16 protein-coding genes and 1 pseudogene are annotated in these 23,345 nt (G+C 68.8%); 9 read left to right on the top strand and 8 right to left on the bottom strand.

The window, feature by feature from the left end:
* Nucleotides 1-26: 26 nt before the first annotated feature.
* Complete coding sequence (locus B141_RS0108460; RefSeq protein WP_157180883.1) at nucleotides 27-1,286, bottom strand: alpha/beta fold hydrolase; 1,260 nt, start codon at nucleotides 1,284-1,286, stop codon at nucleotides 27-29.
* Nucleotides 1,287-1,560: 274 nt separating this feature from the next.
* Here B141_RS0108460 and panC point away from each other — a divergent pair, with 274 nt between their 5' ends.
* The 3 genes from panC to B141_RS0108445 all read left to right on the top strand — a co-directional run bounded on the left by panC (nucleotide 1,561) and on the right by B141_RS0108445 (nucleotide 6,319).
* Nucleotides 1,561-3,276: a pantoate--beta-alanine ligase gene (gene panC, locus B141_RS50570; RefSeq protein ID WP_020574723.1), complete on the top strand. Its 1,716-nt coding sequence runs from the start codon at nucleotides 1,561-1,563 to the stop codon at nucleotides 3,274-3,276.
* Between the two features lie 53 nt (nucleotides 3,277-3,329).
* Nucleotides 3,330-4,367 (top strand): 3-methyl-2-oxobutanoate hydroxymethyltransferase, encoded by a 1,038-nt coding sequence (panB, locus tag B141_RS39585; protein WP_020574722.1) that lies wholly within the window; start codon nucleotides 3,330-3,332, stop codon nucleotides 4,365-4,367.
* A gap of 146 nt (nucleotides 4,368-4,513) precedes the next feature.
* Nucleotides 4,514-6,319: an HNH endonuclease gene (locus B141_RS0108445; RefSeq protein WP_026257023.1), complete on the top strand. Its 1,806-nt coding sequence runs from the start codon at nucleotides 4,514-4,516 to the stop codon at nucleotides 6,317-6,319.
* 261 nt (nucleotides 6,320-6,580) lie between these two features.
* Here B141_RS0108445 and B141_RS49055 read toward each other — a convergent pair whose 3' ends face one another.
* Nucleotides 6,581-6,988 (bottom strand): OsmC family protein, encoded by a 408-nt coding sequence (locus B141_RS49055; RefSeq protein WP_157180882.1) that lies wholly within the window; start codon nucleotides 6,986-6,988, stop codon nucleotides 6,581-6,583.
* 26 nt (nucleotides 6,989-7,014) lie between these two features.
* Nucleotides 7,015-7,860, bottom strand: a complete 846-nt coding sequence (locus B141_RS0108435) for a universal stress protein (RefSeq protein WP_020574720.1) — start codon at nucleotides 7,858-7,860, stop codon at nucleotides 7,015-7,017.
* 389 nt (nucleotides 7,861-8,249) lie between these two features.
* Here B141_RS0108435 and B141_RS0108430 point away from each other — a divergent pair, with 389 nt between their 5' ends.
* From B141_RS0108430 to B141_RS39575, 4 genes are all read left to right on the top strand, one after another.
* A complete protein-coding gene (locus B141_RS0108430) occupies nucleotides 8,250-9,419 on the top strand; it encodes a site-2 protease family protein (RefSeq protein ID WP_020574719.1) in 1,170 nt (389 codons plus the stop codon).
* Nucleotides 9,420-9,553: 134 nt separating this feature from the next.
* Nucleotides 9,554-11,347, top strand: a complete 1,794-nt coding sequence (locus B141_RS45395) for a sensor histidine kinase (protein WP_084678176.1) — start codon at nucleotides 9,554-9,556, stop codon at nucleotides 11,345-11,347.
* A 170-nt stretch (nucleotides 11,348-11,517) separates the two neighbouring features.
* Nucleotides 11,518-14,133: a sensor histidine kinase gene (locus tag B141_RS0108420; RefSeq protein WP_169512913.1), complete on the top strand. Its 2,616-nt coding sequence runs from the start codon at nucleotides 11,518-11,520 to the stop codon at nucleotides 14,131-14,133.
* Nucleotides 14,130-15,497, top strand: a complete 1,368-nt coding sequence (locus B141_RS39575; protein ID WP_020574716.1) for a GAF domain-containing protein — start codon at nucleotides 14,130-14,132, stop codon at nucleotides 15,495-15,497. The genes B141_RS0108420 and B141_RS39575 overlap by 4 nt, the downstream gene beginning before the upstream one ends.
* Nucleotides 15,498-15,559: 62 nt before the next feature.
* Here the strand turns inward: B141_RS39575 and B141_RS45390 are convergent, their stop codons facing one another.
* Both B141_RS45390 and B141_RS39565 read right to left on the bottom strand, forming a co-directional pair.
* Complete coding sequence (locus tag B141_RS45390; protein WP_020574715.1) at nucleotides 15,560-16,246, bottom strand: TetR/AcrR family transcriptional regulator; 687 nt, start codon at nucleotides 16,244-16,246, stop codon at nucleotides 15,560-15,562.
* A 13-nt stretch (nucleotides 16,247-16,259) separates the two neighbouring features.
* Entirely contained in the window at nucleotides 16,260-16,622 is a 363-nt protein-coding gene (locus B141_RS39565) for an SPW repeat protein (protein WP_020574714.1), read from the bottom strand.
* Nucleotides 16,623-16,750: 128 nt separating this feature from the next.
* On the opposite strand from B141_RS39565, the gene glgX reads away from it, so the two are divergent.
* A complete protein-coding gene (gene glgX / locus B141_RS0108400; RefSeq protein ID WP_020574713.1) occupies nucleotides 16,751-18,901 on the top strand; it encodes a glycogen debranching protein GlgX in 2,151 nt (716 codons plus the stop codon).
* 32 nt (nucleotides 18,902-18,933) lie between these two features.
* Here the strand turns inward: glgX and B141_RS0108395 are convergent, their stop codons facing one another.
* Nucleotides 18,934-21,504, bottom strand: a complete 2,571-nt coding sequence (locus B141_RS0108395; RefSeq protein ID WP_040420746.1) for a GH116 family glycosyl-hydrolase — start codon at nucleotides 21,502-21,504, stop codon at nucleotides 18,934-18,936.
* 175 nt (nucleotides 21,505-21,679) lie between these two features.
* Between B141_RS0108395 and B141_RS0108390 the strand changes: the two genes are divergently transcribed.
* Nucleotides 21,680-22,099, top strand: coding sequence for an RbsD/FucU family protein (locus B141_RS0108390; RefSeq protein ID WP_020574711.1), 420 nt, complete (start codon nucleotides 21,680-21,682; stop codon nucleotides 22,097-22,099).
* Between the two features lie 10 nt (nucleotides 22,100-22,109).
* Here the strand turns inward: B141_RS0108390 and B141_RS0108385 are convergent, their stop codons facing one another.
* Together B141_RS0108385 and B141_RS39560 are read right to left on the bottom strand one after the other, a co-directional pair.
* Nucleotides 22,110-22,967: a PhzF family phenazine biosynthesis protein gene (locus tag B141_RS0108385; protein WP_020574710.1), complete on the bottom strand. Its 858-nt coding sequence runs from the start codon at nucleotides 22,965-22,967 to the stop codon at nucleotides 22,110-22,112.
* A gap of 3 nt (nucleotides 22,968-22,970) precedes the next feature.
* A pseudogene (locus B141_RS39560) lies at nucleotides 22,971-23,345 on the bottom strand (ATP-dependent Clp protease ATP-binding subunit ClpX); the annotation flags it as partial.

Raw genomic sequence — 23,345 nt, 5'->3', positions numbered from 1 at the left:
CGACCTTGGCCGCGAAGCTGTTCACGTCACGGCGAGCCCTCGAAGTCGGCCGGCGGGTGCGGCCCGGCGTACGGCGCTACCGGAAGGTCCTGTCCGGCCAGGAACGCTCGGACGATCGCGAGGAACCTCGCCGGCTGCTCCTGGTAGCCGTTGTGGCCCGTCCGGGGAAGGTAGACCAGCCGGGAGTCGGGCAGCGTCAGATAGGCGCGAGCCGACGACCAGGACAGGTAGTCGCAGGACCCCTTGATGACCAGGCCCGGCGTGGCGAGCCCGGCCAGTTGCTTCGTCAGGTCCGGCGGCGGCGTCGTTCTCGGCGACTGCGGCACCTGGATGGCGTAGTAGCCCAGCCCGTGCAGGGCGGGCGCTGGCGGGTGCCCCTCGCAGTGCACGCCCGAGCGGGAGAGGTTGTAGGTCAGGTCGAACCGCGGATCCAGCTCCGCGTCGCCGGCGAAGGCGTACGCCGCGCGCGGACTGACCTGGGTGAGGGCGTACGCCAGGAGCAGGCGCGGCCGGGCGACCGCCGCGTACAGCCGGCGCTTCTCCTCCGGTGTGAGCCGGCTGGTCATGGACTCGTCGCTGCGGTCCGCCGGATCAAGCGCGCCCGGCGAGGAGAAGACCGCCTTGGCCACGCGTTCGGGATGGGCCACCAGGTAACCCGCCGCGACCGTCGCGCCGTAGGAGTGTCCGATCAGGATGACCCGCGGCGCGCCGATCCGCGTACGGATGACCTCCAGATCGGCGACGTCACGGCCCACGGAGTAGCCGGACGGGTCGGCCAGGCGCGAGGATCGCCCCGAGCCCACCTGGTCGTAGACGTAGACGTCGTAACCGTCGGCGGCCAGCCGGCCGAAGATCTCGGTGTCGCCGGCCAGGTCGGGTACCCCGGGCCCGCCGTGCAGGAAGATCACCGGCGTGTCCCGACGGGTGCCGCGCGCCTCGCGGTGGGTGTAGGCGAGCCGGTCGCCGTTCGGCAGTTGCCAGTACCCCACGCCGGCCACCGTGGCCGGCGGGATCCGCGGATCCGTGACCGGCACGACGACCGAGGCCGCGAAGAGCGCCAGCCCGACGGCGAGCGCGCCGCCGCCCCAGGTCCAGAACCGCCTCCGGCGGGTCGGGTCCAGGCTCCGGGCCAGCAGCCACACCCCGCCGGCCGCCACGGCGACCAGCACGAGCAGGCCACCCGACAGGAACAGCCAGGGCCGCGCTGACACGCCGGCGAGGGCTAGGGTCACCCCGCCGCCCGCCGCCACGCAGACCAGGAAGAGCACGACCAGTGCGATGGACATCCAGACCGCCCGCCACGCCGACCCGCCTCGCCGTACCACCGCCGTACCTCCTGCCGCGTGTATCCCGATCGGCGGGAAGGATTGCAGTTCAAGTGGACTTGATGTCAAGCGTCACCGCCGGGTGGCGGCAGTGCGTCTTCGCGAGGAACGGCGGGGCCGGGTTGGCGGCACCTATACTTTCGGTGCGCCGTGACCTGGTTCGCCGGGCACGGACGGGTCGCGAGAGCGGCCAAAACACCACAACCCATCATCCGAAAGCCGTCTGGTATCTCCCATGCGGGAACTAGAACGGAACCGAGACGCCCCGGCATCCACCGAGGCGTCGTCCGAGCTTGGCCGGCTCGCCGTGATCGGCAACGGTCGCGTCGGCGGTTCTCTCGCCCATGCCGCCCGCGCCGCCGGGCTCGAGGTCCGCGTCGGCGGTCGAGGCCAGGTCCTCGAAGCCGTGCGAGGCTCCGACATCGTGCTGATCTGTGTCCCTGACCGGGCCATCGCCGACGTCAGCCGCGAGATCGCCCAGGCCATCGACGTCACCACCTACGTCGGTCACGTCAGCGGTGCGTCCGGCCTCGACGTCCTGCGTCCCGCCATGGAGCGCGGCGCGCCGACGTTCTCGCTCCATCCGCTCCAGACCATCCCCGAACCCACCACCACCCTCCTCGGCGTACCCGCGGCGGTGGCCGGCTCCACGCCGGCGGCGACCCGCATCGCCACCACGCTGGCGGAGCGACTCGGCCTGCGACCGTTCGAGGTGCCCGACGACCAGCGGGCCGCCTACCACGCGGCTGCCGTACTCGCCTCCAACTTCCTGATCGCCCTGGAGGAGACCGCCGCTGACCTGCTCACCCGGGCAGGCGTCGAGGATGCCCGCGCGGTCCTCACCCCGCTGGTCCTGCGTACCGCCGCCAACTGGTCCGACACCGGACGCGCGGCATTGACCGGCCCGATCGCGCGGGGCGACGAGACCACGGTCGCCCGCCATCGGGCGGCGCTGCGGGCGATGGCGCCGGAGTTCGAGCCGCTGTACGACGCGCTCGCCGAACGCACCCGGGCGCTCGCCACGCTCAACCGCTCTCAACCCCACGTCGAAGGAGGAACGCAGGTGAGTACGCCACGAATCGTCCGTACCCGTGAAGAGCTGCGCGCCGCGCTCGCCCCGGCCCGCGGGGAGGGCCGGACCATCGGGCTGGTGCCGACGATGGGCTTCCTACACGAAGGCCACCTCTCCCTCATTCAGGCGGCCCGGGAGCGCTGCGACGTCGTGGTCATGAGCCTGTTCGTCAACCCGACGCAGTTCGGGCCGCGGGAGGATCTCGCCGCGTATCCGCGCGACGAGGCCAGCGACGTGACGCTGGCGGGCGAGGCCGGCGCCGATCTGGTGTACGCCCCGGACACCGGCCACGTGTACCCACCCGACTTCGCGACCGTGGTGGAGGTCGGCGGCGGGCTCACCGACGTCCTGTGCGGCGATCCCGCACGTCGCGGGTCCGCGCACTTCCGCGGCGTCACGACGGTCGTGGCGAAGCTTCTCAACGCGGTCGGGCCGGATGTCGCGTTCTTCGGGCAGAAGGATGCCCAGCAGGCGATCATCGTCCGCCGGATGGCGCGCGACCTGGAGTTCCCGGTCGAGATCGTGGTGCTGCCGACCGTACGCGAGCCCGACGGTCTGGCGATGAGTTCCCGGAACGTCTATCTCCAGCCGGACGAACGCGTGCGGGCCCGTGGGCTGAACCGCGCGTTGGCGGCTGTGTCGGACGCGGCTCGGTCCGGCGAAACCTCGACCGCCCGCGCACTCGCACTTGGGGAGAAGGTCCTCGCGGACGCGGGGATCGTGCCGGAGTACCTCGAGGCTCGCGATGCCGAGACCCTCGCCGAGGTCGAGCGGTTCGATGACCGTCGTGTACTCGTTGCCGTCGCCGCCCGCATCGGGTCGGCACGGTTGATCGACAACGTCCTCATCGACCTCTCCCACGGTGAGGATCCGGCGTAGCCAGGTGCGCGGAGGCGCCGTCGCTGCGGCGGCGCGGTTAGGAGGAAAGACCGATGAGTACGCGACCGCCACAGAACACACCTGCGATCCTCGAGCGGGGTGCGCCGGGTGGGCAGGGTCCGGCGGGTGGGCAGGGTCCGGCGGGTGGGCAGGGTCCGGCGGGTGGGCAGGGTCCGGCGCGGGAGCGGCGGGCCGTGACGATTCCGCGCCTGGCTGAGATGAAGGCGGCCGGCGAGCCCATCGCGATGGTGACCGCCTACGACTATCCGTCCGCCCAGGTGGTGGAGGAGGCCGGCGCCGACATCGTGCTGGTGGGCGATTCAGCCGCGATGACTGTGCTCGGTTACACCTCCACGATCCCGGTGGGGATGACCGAGATGCTCGTCCTCGCCGCGGCCGTGCGCCGTGGTCTCCGTACGGCGTTGCTGGTCGGCGACCTGCCGTTTGGGTCGTACGAGAGTTCGGACGAACGCGCCGTGGAGAACGCCCAACGTTTTCTCAAGGAAGCCGGCTGCGACGCGGTCAAACTGGAACGCGGCGGCACGTCTGTCGACCGGGCCCGCGCCATTGTCCGTGCGGGTATTCCCGTGATGGGACACGTGGGCCTCACGCCGCAGTCCGCGACGAGTCTCGGGGGGTACAAAGCGCAGGGACGTACCGCTGGCGGTGCGGCACAGATCGCCGCGGATGCCCTTGCGCTACAGGAGGCGGGCTGTTTCGCGATCGTTTTCGAGGCGATTCCCGCGGCGGTGACCGAGGCGCTGATGCCGTTCATGGACGTACCAATATTCGGAATCGGCGCCGGGCCGGCAACCGATGGTCAGGTGCTGGTGTTCCACGATCTGCTCGGAATCTTCGGTGGGCACACCGCGAAGTTCGTCAAACGCTATGCGGACGTACGCGGAGACATGATCCGTGGCGTGTCTGACTACGTTACTGAAGTGCGAGGTCGGCAGTTCCCGGGCGCTGAGCACGGGTATGGGATCGCCCAGGAGGAGCTCGCGGAGTTCCGTCGTTTCCTCGACCGCAAGGCTGCCTTGCCTACGACGAGAGCGTCACGATTGAACGTACGCCACGGACGGCGCCCATAGGCTGCGTTCTCTGAGGTAGAGAACGTGCCTGCAAGGAGAGGCTGAGACCCGGTTGGGCGTTGACACGCAAGAACTCCCTTGTAAATAAGGGTTCTTGCCGTCCTCGTCGGTTGCGACGACGATCTTGACGGGGTAAGATCGAACGTATGAGCGACGGCGATGGTGTGCGGATCTCACCGCTCCCGCCCGGGTTTGCTGACATGCTTCCCGGTCCGGAGTTGGCGGCGGCATTCGCTGCTGTTGACCAGTCGGCGTGTAACGGTTACGAGTTGGGCGAGCTGGTTCGTGCCGCTCGGAAGCTCGCTCGCTGGACTGAGTACCTGAGTCTTGGTGCTGTGAATGCGTTGGCGCACTGTCCGCCGTGTTTCAAAGACGATGAGGCGGAACGCTCGTCCCAGCCCGAACCACGCGCGGCTGAACTGTTGTCGCCGATGTTGGGGTGGACCAACTACCGTGCCGATCAGTTCATGCTCATCGCTTTGGCGCTTACCGACCTGCCGAATACCCGGCAGGCGTTGGAACGCGGCGAGTTGGAGTTCGCTGAGGTGCGGACGATCGTCGACCGGCTCACCCTCCTACCCCCGGGTGACCGCGCTTTGGTGGATGCGGCGATCTTCCCCGAGGTGTTGAAACTGCGGGGCGGGCTGCTACGGCTCTATGTCGAAGCCGAAATCATCAAGATCAACCCCGAAGCAGCCAAAGAACGCCACAAGAAGGCCCGCGAAGACCGCGGTGTTGCTGTCTACCCCGACGTGGACAACGTCTCCACCGTGCGCCTGCACGGCATCCCTCATGACCGGGCAGCGCAAGCCTGGGCGCTTCTGGATGCGATCGCCCGCACCATGAAATCTGGCGGAGACGAACGCACCCTGCCACAACTACGCGCCGACATCGCCGTCTCCATCCTCTCCGGCGAAGCCGACGTCATCATCTGCAACGGCGAGGAAGAAGCCCGCGAAGGCACCGGCAGTCGTGAACAGACCAGCGCCGATGCTGAGAGTGCAGGCGAGGACTGCGACTGTGACTGCGAGAACGGTGCCGGGGAGAACAGCGACGACGCCGGCCCTCGTCAAGAATCCTTTGACGACCTCCTCGAGGAGCAGAACAACGCCGACAGCCCCGCTCAAGGCGAAGCTGAGGGTGCGCGCGAGGACTCTGCCTCCGAGTCGGATGGGTGCCGGCACACTGGGTGCGACCACGACCACCACCTTGCGGGNTGCCCGTGTGAGGACTGCAAACCCGCCACCTACACCCATCCGCTGGACCGGCCCGCACGTCAGGCCCGCAATAACGGAGCAACTGGTGAGGGCGACGCGGCCATGGGAGGCGGCGAACCCGGACGCGGTCCGGGTGGCGACGCTGACCGGGAACCAATCCCAGAGCAGGAGATCCCGGCCGCGTTCCGGTCCTGGAAAGCAGCGATCAAGGCGAAACTCCAACTGAACGTGCCGATCACGACCCTGTTCGAGCTGGCGGAACGGCCAGCCGAGCTGGGCGGGTTCGGACCCGTGCTCACCGAAGTAGCGCGACGGCTGATCGCGAACCACCTCGACAACCCCGACGCGATGTTCACCATCGGCATCACCCACCCGGTCACCGGACAGCTGCTGAGCCTGCACCCAATGGCGCAACGATTCCTCCGCGGACTCCCGGCAGAGTTTGTGCAGTCGTTGAACCAGCGCTGCACCTGGATGCTCTGCAGGCGCCCAGCCATCAGCTGCGACCTCGACCACACCAAACCCTACTCCGAGGGCGGCGAAACCTCCGTAGCGAACATGGCACCACTATGCCGCCGACATCACCGGGTGAAGACCGAGGGCGACTGGAAGGTCGAGCAAACCAGCCCAGGCCACCTCACCTACACCGACCCGCACGGCAGGCAGTACGAAGTGACGCCGCCACGCCTCACCGATCCCGTAGAACCAGACGATCCCGATCCCCCACCGTTCTAACCAACGCACGGGGAAGCGGGACAAGCAAACAACCCGGCAGGCTCGAAAACCCTTACAGAGAAGGGGTATCGAGCCTGCCGATTTCTGTCATCCGAGTTACGCGCCTCGAAGGGGAATCGCGCGAGCGAGGGCGGCCCGTGACGCGAACGCACCCGCGGATCTAGCCAGACTGCGAGGCTGACTCCTGGATGGGAATCTTGCGGGGTTCGTGACGCATCTCCCTCACGGGGCGGGGCGCCATGGTCATCCGGGGTTGCCAGGTCATCCGGGCGCGAGGCTCGGGTAGTCGTTGATCTCGATGTCGACCTCGGGCGGCTCGTGCAGGCTCTGGGGTACCGCACATTCCGCCATCGCCACCCGGAGCTCCGGCGCGTGCCTCGCGGGCAGCTCCCGTGGCACGGTCACCCGGAGATGGATGGATTCCACCCGCCCACCCCGATCGGTCCCGGTCATCCGGAACGACGCATGCACCTTCAGCTCATCCTGGTCAATCCCGCGCTGCCGGAGAAACTCCCCCGCACCAAGCGCGACCGAGGAGGCAACCGACGCGACGAACAGCTCGACCGGTGTCGGCGCGGTGTCCGTACCCCCGGACCCAAGTGGTTGGTCGACACTCAGCCCGTGCCCCCGCACCGTGATGGCGTACGCCGCCCCGGCGAGAGGTCGCACCTCGACGCCTGGCTGATGACCGCCGATCACTCCTGAACCGCCCGTACGACGGCCACCGAGCAGTACGCGTGATGGAGCAGGCTCTGGCTCACCGAGCCGAGCGCCATTCCGCGCAGCCCACCACGGCCTCGGGAGCCGACGACCAGCAGTTCGGCACCGCGGGAGAGTTCGGTGAGCAGGACGGCCGCCCGCCCCTCCAGGACGTTCGTCGTCACCGCGACGTCGGGGTATTTGTCGCGGAAGCCGGCGATGCTCTCCGACATCCACATCAGATGCTCGTTGCGCCTGGCGGCGAAGAGTTCCGCGTCCCACTGGGCGGCGTCCGGATGGTCGACCTGCCAACAGTGCACCGCGACCAGGGGCAGCTCCCGATTGCTGGCCTCCTCGAACGCGAACGCCACCGCCCGGCTCGAAAGCTCCGAACCGTCGACGCCCACGAGCACGCGCGGCCCGAGCGGCGAGTGCTCCCTCGATGGGCGCGCCACGAGCACCGGGCACCGCGCCTCGACGGCCACGGCCGAGCTCACCGAACCGAGGACCACCGACGCGATGGCCGACCGCGCACGCGACCCGACCACGATGAGCTCCGCTCCGGTGGCCTGGTCGAGAATCCCCGGGGCCGGACGTTCGTTGACCACGATCCCCGAGACGGAGCCCTCCCCCACCTGCTCGCGGGCAACGTCCAACGCGGCCTCGAGGATCCCGCTCTCCTCGGGGAGCCGCTCCCCGCCCAGGATCAGCGATTCGGCGTACACCAGACGCAGCGGGCGGGCACGAAACCTCGCCTCCCCGATCGCCACCTCCAGAGCGAACCTGCTCTCCGCGGTCGCGTTGACTCCCACCACGATGGGCCTGCCAGCCGGATCAGTCATCTGGGCCCTCCCGAAGCGACAGCCACCACAGCCTGGGCATCGCCGTATGACCGTCCATCGCCCGCCCCCGATCCGCCCCGTGTTCGCGCGGCGACTCAGCGACAGGTTCCTCCAGTGCGCGGTCCCGTCGTAGGGACCACGGTCCCGCGGCGCCAGACGCGTTCGGCCCCCATCAGAGCGGGTCGGAAGTCCACCACCCGCGGCGGTCGGACAAACCGCGAGCCCACCCACCAGGCTTCAGCCGGCTGTCTGTCGCCGAGCAGGCCGCCGCCGGCCCGGCGTACGGCTTGGATCATCAGGCATTAAGCCCCTGCCGGTCGGCGCACGGGTCGGGCGATAGTGGGCGTTGGGGCCGCGCGTACGGAGGTTGGTTCTTTCCTGGAAGCACCATGAGACCGACGATTTCACTCGGCCGCATCGCTGGGATCCGCATTGGCGTGCACTGGTCGGTGTTCGCGATGATGGTGCTCGTCACCGAGATCGTCGCGCTCTCGATTCTGCCGCCCGCAGCACCGCGGCTTCCCGTACTCGTCTACTGGCTGGCCGGCCTGGTGGCGGCGGTGACGTTCCTCGCCTCGCTGTTGGCGCACGAACTCGCACACGCCCTCGTCGCCCGCCACTACGGCATGCCGGCCGACCGGATCACGCTGTGGCTGCTCGGCGGCCTTACGGAACTCGGGTCCAACCCGCCGACACCGCGCGCGGCGTTCCTGGTCGCTGGCGCCGGCCCCGCTACGAGCATCTTCCTTGGCGGCATCTTCGGTCTGCTCGCCGGAGCGTCGAGCCTGCTGCCACTTCCTCCGGTCGCGGTCGCGGCCCTCACCTGGCTCGCGCTCGTGAACGCCATCCTGGGGGTCTTCAACCTGCTCCCCGGCGCGCCGTTGGACGGCGGCCGGATCCTCCAGGCGGCCCTCTGGAAGCGGTCTGGTGACCGGTCGCAGGCCACCGTGTCGGCCGCGAAGGCCGGCCGGATCGTCGGCCTGGTCCTCATCTCACTCGGCATCCTCGAGGTCCTGACGACCAGGCTCTTGAGCGGAATCTGGCTTGCTCTGATCGGCTGGTTCCTCACCATGTCGGCCGCGACCGAGGAGACCTCCGCCTCGTTGCACGAACGGCTGCAAGGCGTCCGTATGCGCGACGTGATGTCGCCGACACCAGTGACCGCCCCGTCGTGGTGGACCGCCGACACGTTCGTGGACCGGATCGCCCAGCAGGATCGGCATCGGATCTTTCCGGTGGTCGACATGGAGGGCCGACCGGTGAGCGTCGTGAGCCTCGCCGACCTGACCCATCTGCGCCCCGACCTCCGCGCCACCACCAAGATCATCGACGCGGTCCGCCCCACCCGTAACCTGGCCATCGCGGCACCGGAAGACCTGCTCACGGAACTCCCCCCGACGGCGTGGCCGCGGGCAGACAAGAGCCTCCTCCTGGTGGTGCAGGCGCATCATCTGGTGGGCGTCGTCACGGCCCGGGACATCACCCGCGCCATGGAACTGGCGAGCCTCGACCATCCACCGCACGCCGCTGATCGTTCCGCGCCGACAAGTTCCTCCTGAGCTCCGGGTCCCTAGCTGCCGGGTCCTCAGCTGGAAAATCGTGGGTGTACGCCAGAACCGTAGTAGTGTCCGGGTCTGGACAATCTTCATTGTGCAATCCGCCCATCCGTCCATGCGCGCAACACCCAGATAAAATGCCCAGCACCGAAGAACCCACCAAAACTCCCATTCCGTCAACAGCTCCGCTCACCGCCCAGGAAAAACTTCGAACCCTGATGGACGCGGTGATGGAGGTGGGTGCTGACCTCAATATCGAGCAGGTCATCAAACGCATGGTGCGATCGGCCAGCCAACTGGCGTCCGCGCACGACGGTGTAATTTTCCTGGCGACCGAAGACCACCGCATCACGAATTTCGTTCGCTTTTCCAGACATATTCGTGAAGCTGGCGTCCACGCCTGGCAGGCCCCTGAAATGCTCCGGGACCTGACCCCATCCACCCAGCCGGTGAGTATTCACCCCGGCACGCATCCAGCCGCGAGGTTGTTCTCCGTGCGCGTCGGGTCCGTCCTGGAAGTGGAGATCCCGCTGCGCGACGATCCCCATGGCCGCCTCTACCTCGCCCGATCAGAGGGTGCGGCGGAATTCACCGGGAACGACGTGGAAACGGTCCGCGCGCTCGCGACGGCGGCGGGGGTCGCCATCGAGAATGCCCGGCTCTTCGCGAGGGAACGCCGGCGCCACCAGTGGCTCGAGGCCACGGCCGAGATGATCCGGCTCCTTCTCGGTGAAGTCGACTCCGACCATGCGCTGCACCTGATCACCCGACGCCTTCGCGAGGTGTCCGGCGCCGACTACAGCGGCATCGTCCTGCTCGACCAGGCGGATCCGAGCATGGCCGTCCTCAAGGCCAGCCAGGGATTTGGCCCGCACCAGGACGACACGCGCACGCCGACGCAGGGTCTGGCCGCCCAGGTGGTCACGACCGGTCGTGGGATCGTGAGCCGTGACCTGGCGCACGAGCCGGGATACAACCCGCCGGCGAGCTGGCGCAACGCGTTGTCCGAGTTGGGTCTGGGAATGCTGATGCCTCTCAACGTTCCCGAGGGGAGTCTCGGCGTGCTCTTCGCCGGCTGGCGGCGTGGCTCCCCCGACGAGCCCTTCGCCGCCGCCGAGGCTCCGCTGGTGGAGATGTTCGCCAGTCATGCGGCGCTCGCCCTGCAGCAGGTCCAGGCGCAGGAGGACCGGTCCCGCCTGCTCGTCCTCGAAGACCGCGACCGGATCGCGCGCGATCTTCACGACGTCGTGATCCATCGGTTGTTCACCATTGGAACCACCCTGCAGAGCGCGGTCGGTCTGAGCACCCGCCCTGAGGTGAGACGCCGGGTGAGCCAGGCCATCGAGGACCTCGACGCGACCAGCCGCGACGTACGCTCGGCGATCTTCGAACTCGGCGAACCACCGAACGAGCCCGCATCTATACGAGCCCAACTCCTCAAGGACGTCGACCTCGCCCGCGAAACCATCGGGTTCACCCCGAGGCTCGTCGTAGGCGGCGCCTTCGATCGGGGCCTGCCGTCACACATACGGGGCGAGTTGGGCAGGGCCGTTCGAGAGGCGCTCGCCCACGCGGCCAGTCACGCACCGCCGAGCCAGGTCGAGGTGGTCCTTCGCGTGAACGACGGGACGCTCGTCCTGCTGGTGACCGACGACGGTGCGGCCGCGGGGGATGACGCTATGGGCCGTGAAGGTACGGGCAATGAAGCCACCGTGGGTGAGGCTCAGGCCGGTGAGGCTCAGGCCGGTGAGGCTCAGGCCGGTGAGGCTCAGGCCGGTGAGGCTGAGGCCGGCGATGACGACGACCACCTCCGCGGCCTCGCCTATCTCCAGGCCCGCGCCAAGCACCTCGGAGGCTCCTGCACCACCCGCCCGTCGGAGACCGGTGGAATGATCCTGGAATGGCGCGTACCTCTCGTCCAGACCACCTGACCGGCGGTTGTACAAAGGACGTGCCGAGGTAAACAATAGGCATCGGTGTGCAACCTGATGGTCCTCCCGCTCGCGCAGGTCCGGCTTGACGGGTGAATGACGATGCGCCTGGTATCACCTGGATATTCGCCCACGAGGTTGCGCGGGTTCCTTACCGAACGGTCGTATCCGTGGCAGAAGACGCTGAACTCTCTCGCGCCCTAGGACGTATCGTCGAGTCCGCGGCACACCTGGCGCGGGCGCGTTATGGCATCTTGTTGCTGGTTAAGCCAGATCACCACATCACGGATTTCGTTTCGTTCGGGATACCTGACGAACAACGCCAACTCATTGGCCATCTACCCCGGTTCGAGGGGTTTTTGGACTTTCTCCTGCGAAGTCCTGGTCCCGTGCGCGTCACGAACGTCTCCGAACATCCGGCCTCGGCCGGCATTCCACCCCACCATCCGATCATCAACACTCTGTTGGGCGTCCGCGTCGACCTGCACGACACCACAATTGGCCTCCTCTATCTCGCGAACAAACAGGGCGCGCCGGAATTCACCGCACAGGACGAGGAAGCGGTCGCCAACCTGGCCATCGCGGCCGGGCTGGCCATCGAGAACGCCCGGCTCGCCGAGAGCGAACGCCGCCGCCAGCGCTGGCTCGAAGCCACGGCCGAAATGACTCACCTGCTCCTGGGCAAGGTCAACCGCGACGAGGCTCTTCGCGTCGTGACCCGCCGCGTGCTGGAGGTGTCAGGGGCCGACAGCAGCGGGATCTTCCTCGTCGACCCCGCCGACCCCGAAGGCATGGTCACCTTCGACGCCGTCGAGGGGTACGGCAGCGAGGAGCTGACCGGCGTCCATGTGCCGCGAGGCGGGTTCCTCACAGAGGTTCTCGACACAGGTCGTCCTGTCATCAGCCCCGACTTCACCCGCGACGAGCGCTTCGACCAGAGCTCAGAATGGGCGGAGCTGCTCTCGGTGCTGGGGCTTGGCATCTTCGTACCCCTCGTCGCCCAGGGCGAGATGCTGGGGGCGCTCGCCGTCAGCTGGCGCCGTGGTTCGCCCCACGAACGCACCGCCACGCAGGAAGCCGGCCTGGTGGAGGCGTTCGCCGGCCAGGCGGCGCTCGCCCTCCAGCAGGTCCAGGCCGACGAGGTCGACGAACGCCGGCGCCACTGGATCGAGGCCGCCGCGGAGATAACCCGCCTGCTGCTCGGCGAGGTCGACCGCAACCAGGCGATGCGCCTGGTGACCCGGCGAATGCTCGAGGTTTCCTGCGCCGACTACGGCGGGATCATCGTGCGTGACCTCGCGGATCCGGGCAGCCACGTCCTCGTCCATCTCGAAGGTCGCGACGAACGCTTCCCCTCCGACGTCCGCATTCCGCGCCAGGGTCTGGCAGCGCGGGTACTCGAGACGGGCCAGGCGTTCCAGAGCGACGACTTCGTCCACGAGGAGGGTTACCAGCCGATTCCGGCATGGGAGGACGCACTCGCCGCCACCGGCCTCGGCATGCTGACCCCCCTCACCGCGTCCGGCGAGGTGCTGGGTGTGCTCTTCACCGCCTGGAACCGCGAGTCACCGTGCGCGCGGGTCGCCCGGCGGGAGACCGAGCTTGTCCGTAGCTTCGCCGACCAGGCTGCGCTCGTCCTCCAGCAGATCCAGGCACAGGAAGATCGCGACCGCCGGCAGCGCTGGCTCGAGGCCACCACGGAGATGACCCGAGTCCTGCTCGGCGACGTCGACCGCGACGAGGCGTTGCGGGTGGTGACCCGGCGGCTGCGTGAGGTCTCCGGCGCCGACTACGGCGGAGTCATCATGATCGATCCAGCCGACCCCTACCGCTCGCTGTTCGTGATCATCGACGGGCTCGGGCTCGAGATCGCCCAGGGGACCCGGGTGTCTCAGAGAGGGCTGACCGCACGGGTCATCCGGTCAGCGCAGGCCTTCATCACCGATGACCTCGCGCACGAGCCGGACTACTCGCCGCATCCTGGGTTGGAGAAGGCACTCTCCGGCGTCGGCCTGTGCATGCTCACCCCGCTCGTCGCCTCCGGGGAGGTCCTCGGCGTACTCGTCGCCGGCTGGTTGAAGGGCTCGCCCCATGCGGGTGCGGCAAAGCGGGAGCACGCTCTGGTGCAGAGCTTCGCCGACCAGGCGGCCCTCATCCTCCAGCGCGTGGAGGCCCAGCGAGACCGTGGACGCCTCCTCGTTCTGGAGGACCGCGACCGGATCGCCGGCGCGCTGCACCACGTCATCATCCAGCGCCTCTTCGACATCGGCACCCGGCTCGAAACGGCCGCCGGCCTCGCCGACAATCCGCAGGTCCAGCAACGGGTGACCGAGGCGATCGGCGCCCTCGACGAGACAACCCAGCAGGTTCGTTCCACGATCTTCGAGCTCGCTCCAGACGACGTACGCACCATCGAGTCCCGGTTGCTCGACGAGATCGACTCCGCTCGGGCCCTCCTCGGGTTCACGCCGCGGCTCGTCGTACGCGGTCCGCTCGAGCGCAGCGTCCCACCGCGGATCCGCCGGGAGTTGGTGCCCGTGGTGCGGGAGGCCCTCGCCAACGCCGCGACCCATGCGTCCCCGCACACCGTGGAGGTCACCCTCCTCGCTTCCACGAGTCGACTCGTTCTCACCGTGAGCGATGACGGAACGGAGCCCGGCGACCTGCCGGCCGGTGACCAGATCGCCGACATGAAGGAGCGGGCCGAGCGGCTCGGTGGCAGGTGCGCGATCCGGCCCCGGGAGGCTGGCGGCACGGTTCTCGAGTGGCAGGTACCCGTAGGGTGAGGCACGTCGAGCCTGACGACCGCCGGGACGAGCGCGGACGGCGACGGCGGCCCGTTGCCGGGTCGGTCGCATGGGAACGCCTGTCACTACTGACGGATGCCGTGACCGCGCTGGGAGCCGACCTGGACCTCTCGCATGTCCTCGAGCGCGTCGTCCAGTCCGCCTGCACACTCGTCGACGCTCGGCAAGGTGCGCTGCTCCTGCTCTCCCCCGACCGTCGCAGAAGTTCGCCCGATCGCTGGGTGGCGGAGTTCGTGGCCTACGGGCGTACCGAGGCGGACCGCCGTGCGTTCGCGGACCAGGCGCGGTTCGCGCCCCTCATCAGCCTGTTTCTCACGAATCCCGCGCCGCTCCGGATCGGCGATGCGGGCGTTCATCCGGTGACCCGAGGCCTTGTCAGGAACTCCGGAACGACGACCAGTGTGCTCGCCGTTCCGATCCTGTACCGCGACGAGTTGGTCGGGCAGCTGTGCCTCGCCAAGGACGGCGATGCGGCGTTCAGCGAGGACGACGAGCAGAGCGTCACCTCGCTGGCCGCGGCCGGTGCCATCGCCATCCAGAACGCTCGACTCCTCGCCCAGGAACGCCGCCGGCAGCAGTGGCTCGAGGCGGCGACCGGCGTGACCAGGTCCCTGCTCGGCGAGCTGGACCTGGACCGGGCACTGCGGGTGGTCACCCGCCAGCTGCGCGAGGTCTCGGGGGCCGACTACGCCACGATCACGTTGATCGACCGCGCCGCTCCTGCGGGAGGCACCGTCCTGACCACCGTCGACGGCCTTGGCCTGGAACACCTCTCCGGCAGCCGGGTACCGCTTCAAGGACTGGTCGCCACGATCGCGCGGACCGGCAAGAGCGTGGTCAGCGACGACCTGACGCGGCTGGAGGGGTACGGCCCGCCGCCAGAATGGCGGGAGACCCTTGCCGGTGTCGGGCTCGGAATGCTCATGCCACTGGCCGCACACGGTGAGGTCTTCGGGATTCTCTTCGCCGCGTGGCTCCGCGGCTCTCCGCACGAGCGGACCGCGGTCCACGAAGCCGACCTCGTCGAGACCTTCGCGGGACAGGCGGCGCTCGCCCTCAAACGCGGCCAGGCCCGACAGGACCGTGACCGCCTGCTGATCCTGGAGGACCGCGACCGGATCGCGCGCAACCTGCACGACGTGGTGATCCAACGCCTCTTCGGCATCGGCCTGTGCCTCCAGAGCACGGTCGGGTTGGGGAACCGACCGGAGGTGCAAAGGCGCGTCACCACCGCGATCGACGAGCTGTCGGAGACCACCCGGCAGGTCCACTCCGCGATCGACGACCTGCACAGTGGCACCGCCGGGTGTACGCCATTCGAGACAGCTGCCGTACTTCAGTAAAACCGTGGAAACCCGAGGTGTTATAGCACCCCGGAATCTCCACGATCACGGATGACAAGCCGCTAGCGTTTGCCAGCGGACACCGGCAGGGCCGCGACCAGGCCGTCGGCGAGGACTTGTGCGGTCGCGGCGGCGTCGAAGGTCTCGCCGGTGAGCGGGCCGAAATTGGCTTCGTGGATGAGGAGTCCGGCGAAGGCCCGCGCGACGGCTTCCCGGCGTTCGTCCGCGATCTCGGCACTGCCGGGCGTCGCCGCGAGTGCGGCGTCGACGGCCTCGCGGACGTGGCGGGTGGCCTCGCGATAGAGCCCGCCGACGAATCCTCGGACCTCGGGATGGGTCTCGGCCTCGCGGAAGATGAGGCGACGCATGCGGAGCGACACGTGGTTGCCGGCTCGGAACCGCTCGGCCAGCCGGATGAGCGTTCCGGCCACATCGTCGGCAACGACGTCGAGCTCGGCGTTCCGGAACATCTCCGCGTCGGTGCGTTCGGCGACCAGAGCGGTCAGAAGGTCGGTTTTGGTGGGGAAATAGTGGAAGACGAGCCCTTTCGGAACTCCGGCCAGCTTGGCGATGCGCGAGGTAGAGGTGGCGTCGAAACCATGCTCGGCGATGAGTTCCTCGGCGGCGTCGAGGATGCGCTTCCTGGACTCACCAGGGTCTCGGGAGCGCGCGGCTCGGCGGCCGCGGGCCGTCCGCCCCGCGCCGGAGTGCCGGCTGGACGGTGCGGACGGCTCGGAACGAATCCTCACGGATGAAAGGATCTCACGTGACGGTGGCCTTGCGATGCGAGTGGACGTAGTGCTGGACCGTCCAGAGGCCCGTCACGGCGGCGACCACACCGACGATCCATGAGGTCCACGCCGCACCGGCGTGGCTGGCGAATCCCATCACCCATGGCGAGACGAACGCGAGTACGCCGAGGATGGCGTGGATCCATTCGCTGGCGATCGCTCCAGGCCTCGCCAGGGACCATAGACCAGTGGCGGCCAGCAGCGCGCCGAGGACGATCATCGTCCAGGTCACGCGGGCCATACCGGTACCGAACCACAGCGGCGTCAGGAGCAGGACGACACCCGCGACCACAGCAACCCAGTCCTGCCATCGGACCCACTTCTTGGTGTCCATGAATGACCTCCCTGCGAACCGTGCCCGGAATGTGAGCACACCTCATCATCACCTTGATTGACCGGCCGGTCAATAGTGACCGCGGGCGCGAGTTGGGTGGGTTGGGGCCGGCACGAAAGGATGGCCCCGTGACGACGAAGGATGGTCCCGAGACGACGCCGCCCGCCGACTGGTGGCCTGACGGCTGCCCGCCGCGGGGAGCGACGTACGACGGGACGGGCGTGACCTTCGCCCTGTGGGCTCCGATGGCCGAGCGGGTGGAGCTGTGCTTGTTCGACGAGGAGGTCGAACGGCGCATCCCGCTCCCCGAGCAGCAGTTCGGCACCTGGCACGGCCGGGTGCCCGGCCTACACCCCGGGCAGCGGTACGGCTACCGCGTGCACGGCCCCTGGGACCCCCAGACCGGCCACCGGTTCAACTCCGCGAAGCTGCTCGCCGACCCCTACGCCCGGGCGATCACCGGTGACGTGTCCGACCACAGCGCCATCTTCGGTCACTCCAGCGCGAGCGACGACGACACGATCCGCGACGATCAGGATTCCGCGCCGTACACTCCCCGGTCGGTCGTCGTCGACGGCGCGTTCGACTGGGGGGACGACCGGCGTCCGCGCGTCCCGTGGAGCGACACGGTCATCTACGAACTCCACGCCCGCGGCTTCACGATGCGCCACCCGAAGGTGCCGCCGCACCTTCGTGGCACGTACGCCGGGCTCGCCCACCCCGCCGCGTTGGAGTACCTGGTCGACCTCGGGGTGACGACCGTCGAACTCCTCCCCGTCCATCACTTCATCAGCGAGCCCATGCTGCGAGGCCGCGGGCTGGTCAACTACTGGGGTTACAACACGCTGGGTTTCTTCGCGCCCCACGCGGGTTATTCGTCCGCCGGAACGGCCGGCGAACAGGTCGCGGAGTTCAAGCAGCTGGTGAAGGCGATGCACGAGGCCGGCCTCGAGGTCGTGCTCGATGTCGTCTACAACCACACGTGCGAGCAGAACGAACGCGGACCGACGCTGTCGTTCCGGGGCATCCACAACGTCGCCTACTACCGCCTCGACGGCAGCGGCCGGCACTACCGGGACCTGAGCGGCACGGGCAACACCCTCAACCTCCGCCATCCCGACGTCGTACGCCTGGTGCTCGACTCCCTTCGCTACTGGGTCGAGGAGATGCACGTCGACGGTTTCCGGTTCGACCTGGCGCCCGTGCTCGCCCGCGGCGACGGAGACGTCGACATGGCCGGCCCCTTCCTCGCCGCGGTCGGGCAGGACCCCGTGCTGTCGCGGACCAAGCTCATCGCCGAGCCATGGGACCTCGGATCCGGTGGTTACCAGGTCGGGGGGTTCCCGGCGCCGTGGTCGGAGTGGAACGACCGGTTCCGGGACGCGGTCAGGGAGTTCTGGGCGGGTTCACCTGACGGAGTACGCGACCTCGCCTCCCGGCTCTCTGGTTCGAGCGACCTCTACCGCCGGAGCGGGCGCCGGCCGTTCGCCTCGATCAACTACGTGACCTCCCACGACGGCTTCACCGCTCGTGACCTCGTGACGTACGACACCAAACACAACGAGGCGAACGGCGAGAACAACCAGGACGGCCAGAACGACAACCGCTCCTGGAACTCCGGTGTCGAAGGCGAAACCGACGATCCGGCCATCGTCGACCTACGCCTGCGGCAGATGCGCAACCTCCTCAGCACACTGCTGCTGTCCACGGGTGTGCCGATGCTGCTCGCTGGCGACGAACGCGGCCGGACCCAACGCGGCAACAACAACGCCTACTGCCAGGACAACGAGATCTCGTGGGTCGACTGGTCGGAGGACGAGCCGTGGACGGGGGTTCGTGAGGTCGTCAAGACACTCTTGCGGATCCGCCGGGACCACCCGGTGCTCCGTCGTACACAGTTCTTCTCGGGGCGGCTCGACCCGGCAGGTAAGCGTCGCGACGTCGGGTGGTTCGCCCCGTGGGGTGAGGAGATGGATGACACGGCGTGGCACGACTCATCGCTGCGTACGCTCGGCATGTTCCTTGCCGGCGACCACACCGGGCGGCGCGCGCCCTCCGGCGAGTCCGTGCGGGATGACTCCTTCCTGCTGTGGTTGAACGCCAGCGCCGAGCCTGTCAACGTCACCTTGCCGGGGTCACCCTGGGCAGCGGGCTACTCCGTCGTCCTTGACACCAGCGGGTCCCTCACGCCCGGCAATCATGGTGCGGGTGAGCGGCTCGAGCTGCCGGACCACTGCGCCGTGCTCCTGCGCGCCGAGGAGGAGGACGGGTCCAGGTAAGAGGTCGCGCACCCAGGGGTGCGACCTCTGGGTCAGCCGGCCGGGACCGTCACCTCGACCCGCGCGCCCGCACCGAACACCTCACCGGCCAGCGCCGCGGACCCGAGACCGTCAAGGACGAGTTGGCGGGCCCGTAGCTCCCCGCCCAGGACCTCCAGCGTCACCGACGTACCTTCGGCCGAGGGCTGCTGGGCGAGTGTCCCCCAGGCGTACCCGTTGGACCAGAACCACCGGACCGGCGCCGCCGACGACGCGAACCTCAGCGTGCCGTGCACCCCGTCGTACACGAAGCCGGTCAGCGCGGGCACGCCGCCCCAACTCGCCATCGCGCGGACGTAGTGGTGCCCGCACTCCCCTTCGTTGAAGGGATTACGCCGGCGACCGTCATACCGCGCGCGGACGCCCTCGTACACGCTGACACCCTCGTCGTACAGGCCCTCGTAGAACATCCCGACCGCCGCGGTGTACTCCAGCCCGGTCCAGACCTCCGCGTAGTAAGGGAACGGCCGCTCCGGACGGTTGCCCCGAGGGTAGGACGCCACCAGCAGGCCTGACTCGTCACCGAGCACGTAACTGCGCATCGGGTTGAAGTGACCGGCCGCGGACAGCGCTGGTTCCGGCCCCCAACTGCGTTGATCCCCACCCCCATTGCCGAGGCGGTTGAACCTCAGGATGCTCCGCAAGGTCGTCTTGACGTGCTCTGCGTCCAGCAGGTAACCGAGCCCGGCGAGGTGAGCGAGTTCCTGCCCGACCAACTGGTCGGCGAGACAGCCGTCACCGATCTGCAACTCTGGGTTGACAAGATCGCGAGCGCCGATGCCCGGCAGCCGCAGCCCCGGCGCGATGGCCTCCTCCGATCCGGGCGGCCGGACCTCGTGCCGGTAGTAGTCGCCGTTGAACAGATGCTCGTCGATCCACGCGCTGCCCCGCCGGAAGAGATCCCCGCAGGTCTTGGCGAACTCGTCCTCCCCGAGGTACGCCGCCATCTCCTCACAGGCTCGCAGCGCCGCGAGGTACCACGCGCCGATCTCCGGGTTGGGCCCGAAGTACTCGACGTCCATGGTGTTGTGCTGGGACCCTTCCATGACGCCGTCGCGGTCCGCGTCCCACCCACCCGGGATCCAGGCGAACTCGCAGGCCCGCCGGGCCTTCGGCCACAGCGCCCGCAGCAGCTCGTCGTCACCGGAGTGCCGCCACTCGCGGTAGAGCCTGACCAGGCATCCCATCTGGCCGTCCGCGGCCGCGACGCCATCCGCACGTGCCCGGTCGAGGGGCTGCTGGACGCGGAAGCTCATGTGCCCGTCGTCACCGGTGGCGTACCGGAACTCCGTCTCCCGCATCGATCGGGCCAGCGTGCCGAAGAGGTACGGCGTGACCTGCTCGTAGTTCCAGACGTGCGTGCAGTTGCCGTGACACGAACCGCTGCGGTCGTTGCATCCTTCCCAGCCCCAGAACCTGCCGTCCGGCGTACGAAAACACGTCTGGGACCGCAGGGTGCTGACGTTGAAGAGTGCGGCTTCCTTGACGGCGTCGGGCAGATCGCTGCCGACGAAGGCATTCACGAACGCGACCGTCTGTCGCTCGAGGTCCGCGAGGTCCCGAGCGGTGTCAAGGACAACCTGCCAGGCGTCGGGATACGTCGTGGCGTAGTAGTTGCCGATCGTGTGCTCGCGGTTCCAGCTCAGGCGGTTGGGGAAATGCCAGCCGAGCAGGAACGTGAAGGCGTGCGCCTCACCGGGGGCGAGCCGGCGGGTGGCGGCGACGGACGCCATCGGCGCCGCGGCACTCCCCTCCCGCTCGTCCACCCGGCCGTCGACCACGAAGTCGTCCCAGAAGTCCAGCAACTGCCCGCCCCAGCTGTGCTCCGCCCACGACGTGCGCCGGGTCACCTCGGGCTCCCCCACCACCGCGAGCGCCAGCGAACCCCACTGCTCGGCGTCACCCGCCACGCCGTCGGAGTGGAGGAATACCCCAGCGCACGGGCCAGCGTCGCGCACCGTGTTGCGGTTGCCGGCCGGCTTGCCTTCCGAGCCGTCGGTGCCGACGAAGTTCTGCACGTTCCCCACGACCGACACCTCGTGCGCCTGATCGCTGGTGTTGGTCACGACGTACCTCAGCACCGCGACCGGGATCCCGCTCGCGTCAACGTCGGCTGGCACCAGCGGATTGAACGCCTGGAGCCGTACCTCCACCGGCACGTCGGGGTCATCAAGGACTACTTGCCCGAGCGGGTAGGCGGCCAGGAACGTCGACCGGCGGAACCGCGGCAGGCCGTGATTGGGTACGGCCGAGCCGTGCGCCCCCTCGTACAGGACCGGATCGATTGGCCCTTCGAGCGCTCGCGCGACCACGCCCGAGCCGGCGTCGCCACTGCCCACTTCCTGGCCGCCATCCCCGATTGGGGCGGTCCGGATGGCGAAGAAGCTCGCGGCGGGCGCCCATCCCTTGGCAGGCCGGTTGACCACCTCCCAGTCCCGGAGATCTCCCCGCCCACCGAGGCTGACAGTCCCGGTGCCGATGCCGCCGAGCGGGAGGGCGACGCGCAGGGCGTGCGCGGTGTCGTACGTACGAAGCACTGGCCAGTCAGGGACATCGAGCGCCATGGTCACTCCCAGCGTGCGGCCGAAGTTCGGTCCTCAACGTGGCAGACGTTATAGTCCCAGGCCGATACGTGCGAGAACGTCGACCGCGCGTGGTCGACCACCATAGGCCGGCCTCGGGGCGGGCCGAGGCGAGAGAGTTGGCACGTCAGACCCCGCACTACCGAAAGGCGCTGCCATGCTGCGGTACCACCTGATCCACCCCGAGATCCTGGCCGCCCTGGCCTCTGCCGGCCACGGGTCCCGGGTGTTGATCGCCGACGGGCACTACCCGTTCATCACCGCCGCGGGCCCCAACGCCACCCACGTCTTCCTCAACCTCACCCCCGGCCGGCTCACCGTTACCGAGGTGCTGGAGGCCATCGTGGACGCCGCGCCGATCGAGGCCGCCTCGGTCATGCAGCCGCCGCCGGAGCTGCCGACACCGGAGATCTTCGCGGAGTTCGAGCGTCTGCTGCCGGCCGGGACACCGATCGAACGCCTTGACCGGTTCGGGTTCTACGACGCCGCCAAGACTGACGACGTGGCACTGGTCATCGCGACCGGCGAACAACGGACGTACGCCAACATCCTGATCACCCTCGGCGTCGCGGCCTGAGCGCCTGGTGCTAGGGCACCACGATCTCGCCGCGGGCGACCGGCACGACCTGGCCGGCCACTGTGGTGCGTTCAGCCTTCCCGCCCGAAGCCGTCACCGTACAGTCCAGGCGCGACGGGCGGCCCATCTCGGCTCCCTGTGCGATGGAGTACGCCGCCTCGCCGTCGTCGGGCAGCAGACCGGCGGCGACGAGCCAGACGCCGAGCGCGAGCGCGGCCGATCCGGTCGCCGGGTCCTCCATGATGCCGAGGCCGGGAGCGAACAACCGGCCATGTGCGTGGCGCCGCTCCGCGTCCCAGGAGAAGACGTACACCTTCGCCACGTCGTGCGTACGCGCGGCCGCCAGGTCGAGCCGCGCCGAGGCGACCGCGTCGTCTGACACCGCGAGGAACACGTGGTCGAGCCCCACGCCGGCAACCCGCGGCGGGGGGCCGAGGAGGTCCTCGCTCGTGAGGCCAGCGGTGGCGAGCAGCGGGCTCGGGTCGACCTCCGCGCCGAGGGAGGGTGAGCCGCCGGTGAGGGTCGCGCGGTCACCAGTAACCGTGATCGGCAAGAGCCCGCCCCCGCAGTCCTGGATCACCTCGCCGGCGGGAATGCGTCCGAGCCTGGCCAGCGTCACCGCCGTGCCGACGCTCGGGTGGCCGGCGAACGGCAGCTCCGCTCCCGGTGTGAAGATCCGGACCCGATAGTCGGCGCCGGATCCCGGTGGCAGGACGAACGTCGTCTCCGAGAGGTTGAACTCGCGGGCCATCGCCTGCATCTGCTCGGTCGAGAGGTCCTCGGCATCGAGCACGACGGCAAGCGGGTTGCCCGTGTAGGGGCGGTCGGCGAAGACGTCAACGATCTCGTAAGGGCAGGTTGCCGTCACAGATCAGGCCGACTTCTCGCGGCGCTCGCTGCTGCGCTGCTTGCGTCCGGTCTGCTCGCGGGGCACCAGGGTGGGGTTGACGTTGTCGAGGACGACTTCGCGGGTGACGATGACGCGGGCCACGTCGTCGCGGCTGGGCACCTCATACATCACGTTGAGCAGGACCTCTTCGATGATCGCCCTGGTCGCCCGGGCACCAGTCCCCCGCAACAACGCCTGCTCAGCGATCGCGGCAACCGCGTCATCGGTGAACTCCAGCTCCACCCCATCGATCTCGAACAACTTCTGATACTGCTTGATCAACGCGTTCCGCGGCTCGGTCAGGATCCGCATCAACGCCGACCGATCCAACGGCTGCACCGTCGCCGCCACCGGCAA

Source organism: Actinopolymorpha alba DSM 45243, from assembly GCF_000373925.1.
GTDB classification, from domain to species: domain Bacteria; phylum Actinomycetota; class Actinomycetes; order Propionibacteriales; family Actinopolymorphaceae; genus Actinopolymorpha; species Actinopolymorpha alba.
This window is presented reverse-complemented; position numbering and strand designations above follow the sequence as displayed.

What these genes read in the sequence shown, in the direction of transcription:
- B141_RS0108460 (WP_157180883.1), bottom strand. Translation starts at nt 1,286, where the DNA reads ATGTCCATCGCACTGGTCGTGCTCTTCCTGGTCTGCGTGGCGGCGGGC.
- panC (WP_020574723.1), top strand. Translation starts at nt 1,561, where the DNA reads ATGCGGGAACTAGAACGGAACCGAGACGCCCCGGCATCCACCGAGGCG.
- panB (WP_020574722.1), top strand. Translation starts at nt 3,330, where the DNA reads ATGAGTACGCGACCGCCACAGAACACACCTGCGATCCTCGAGCGGGGT.
- B141_RS0108435 (WP_020574720.1), bottom strand. Translation starts at nt 7,860, where the DNA reads ATGACTGATCCGGCTGGCAGGCCCATCGTGGTGGGAGTCAACGCGACC.
- B141_RS0108430 (WP_020574719.1), top strand. Translation starts at nt 8,250, where the DNA reads ATGAGACCGACGATTTCACTCGGCCGCATCGCTGGGATCCGCATTGGC.
- B141_RS45395 (WP_084678176.1), top strand. Translation starts at nt 9,554, where the DNA reads ATGCCCAGCACCGAAGAACCCACCAAAACTCCCATTCCGTCAACAGCT.
- B141_RS39565 (WP_020574714.1), bottom strand. Translation starts at nt 16,622, where the DNA reads ATGGACACCAAGAAGTGGGTCCGATGGCAGGACTGGGTTGCTGTGGTC.
- B141_RS0108395 (WP_040420746.1), bottom strand. Translation starts at nt 21,504, where the DNA reads ATGGCGCTCGATGTCCCTGACTGGCCAGTGCTTCGTACGTACGACACC.
- B141_RS0108390 (WP_020574711.1), top strand. Translation starts at nt 21,680, where the DNA reads ATGCTGCGGTACCACCTGATCCACCCCGAGATCCTGGCCGCCCTGGCC.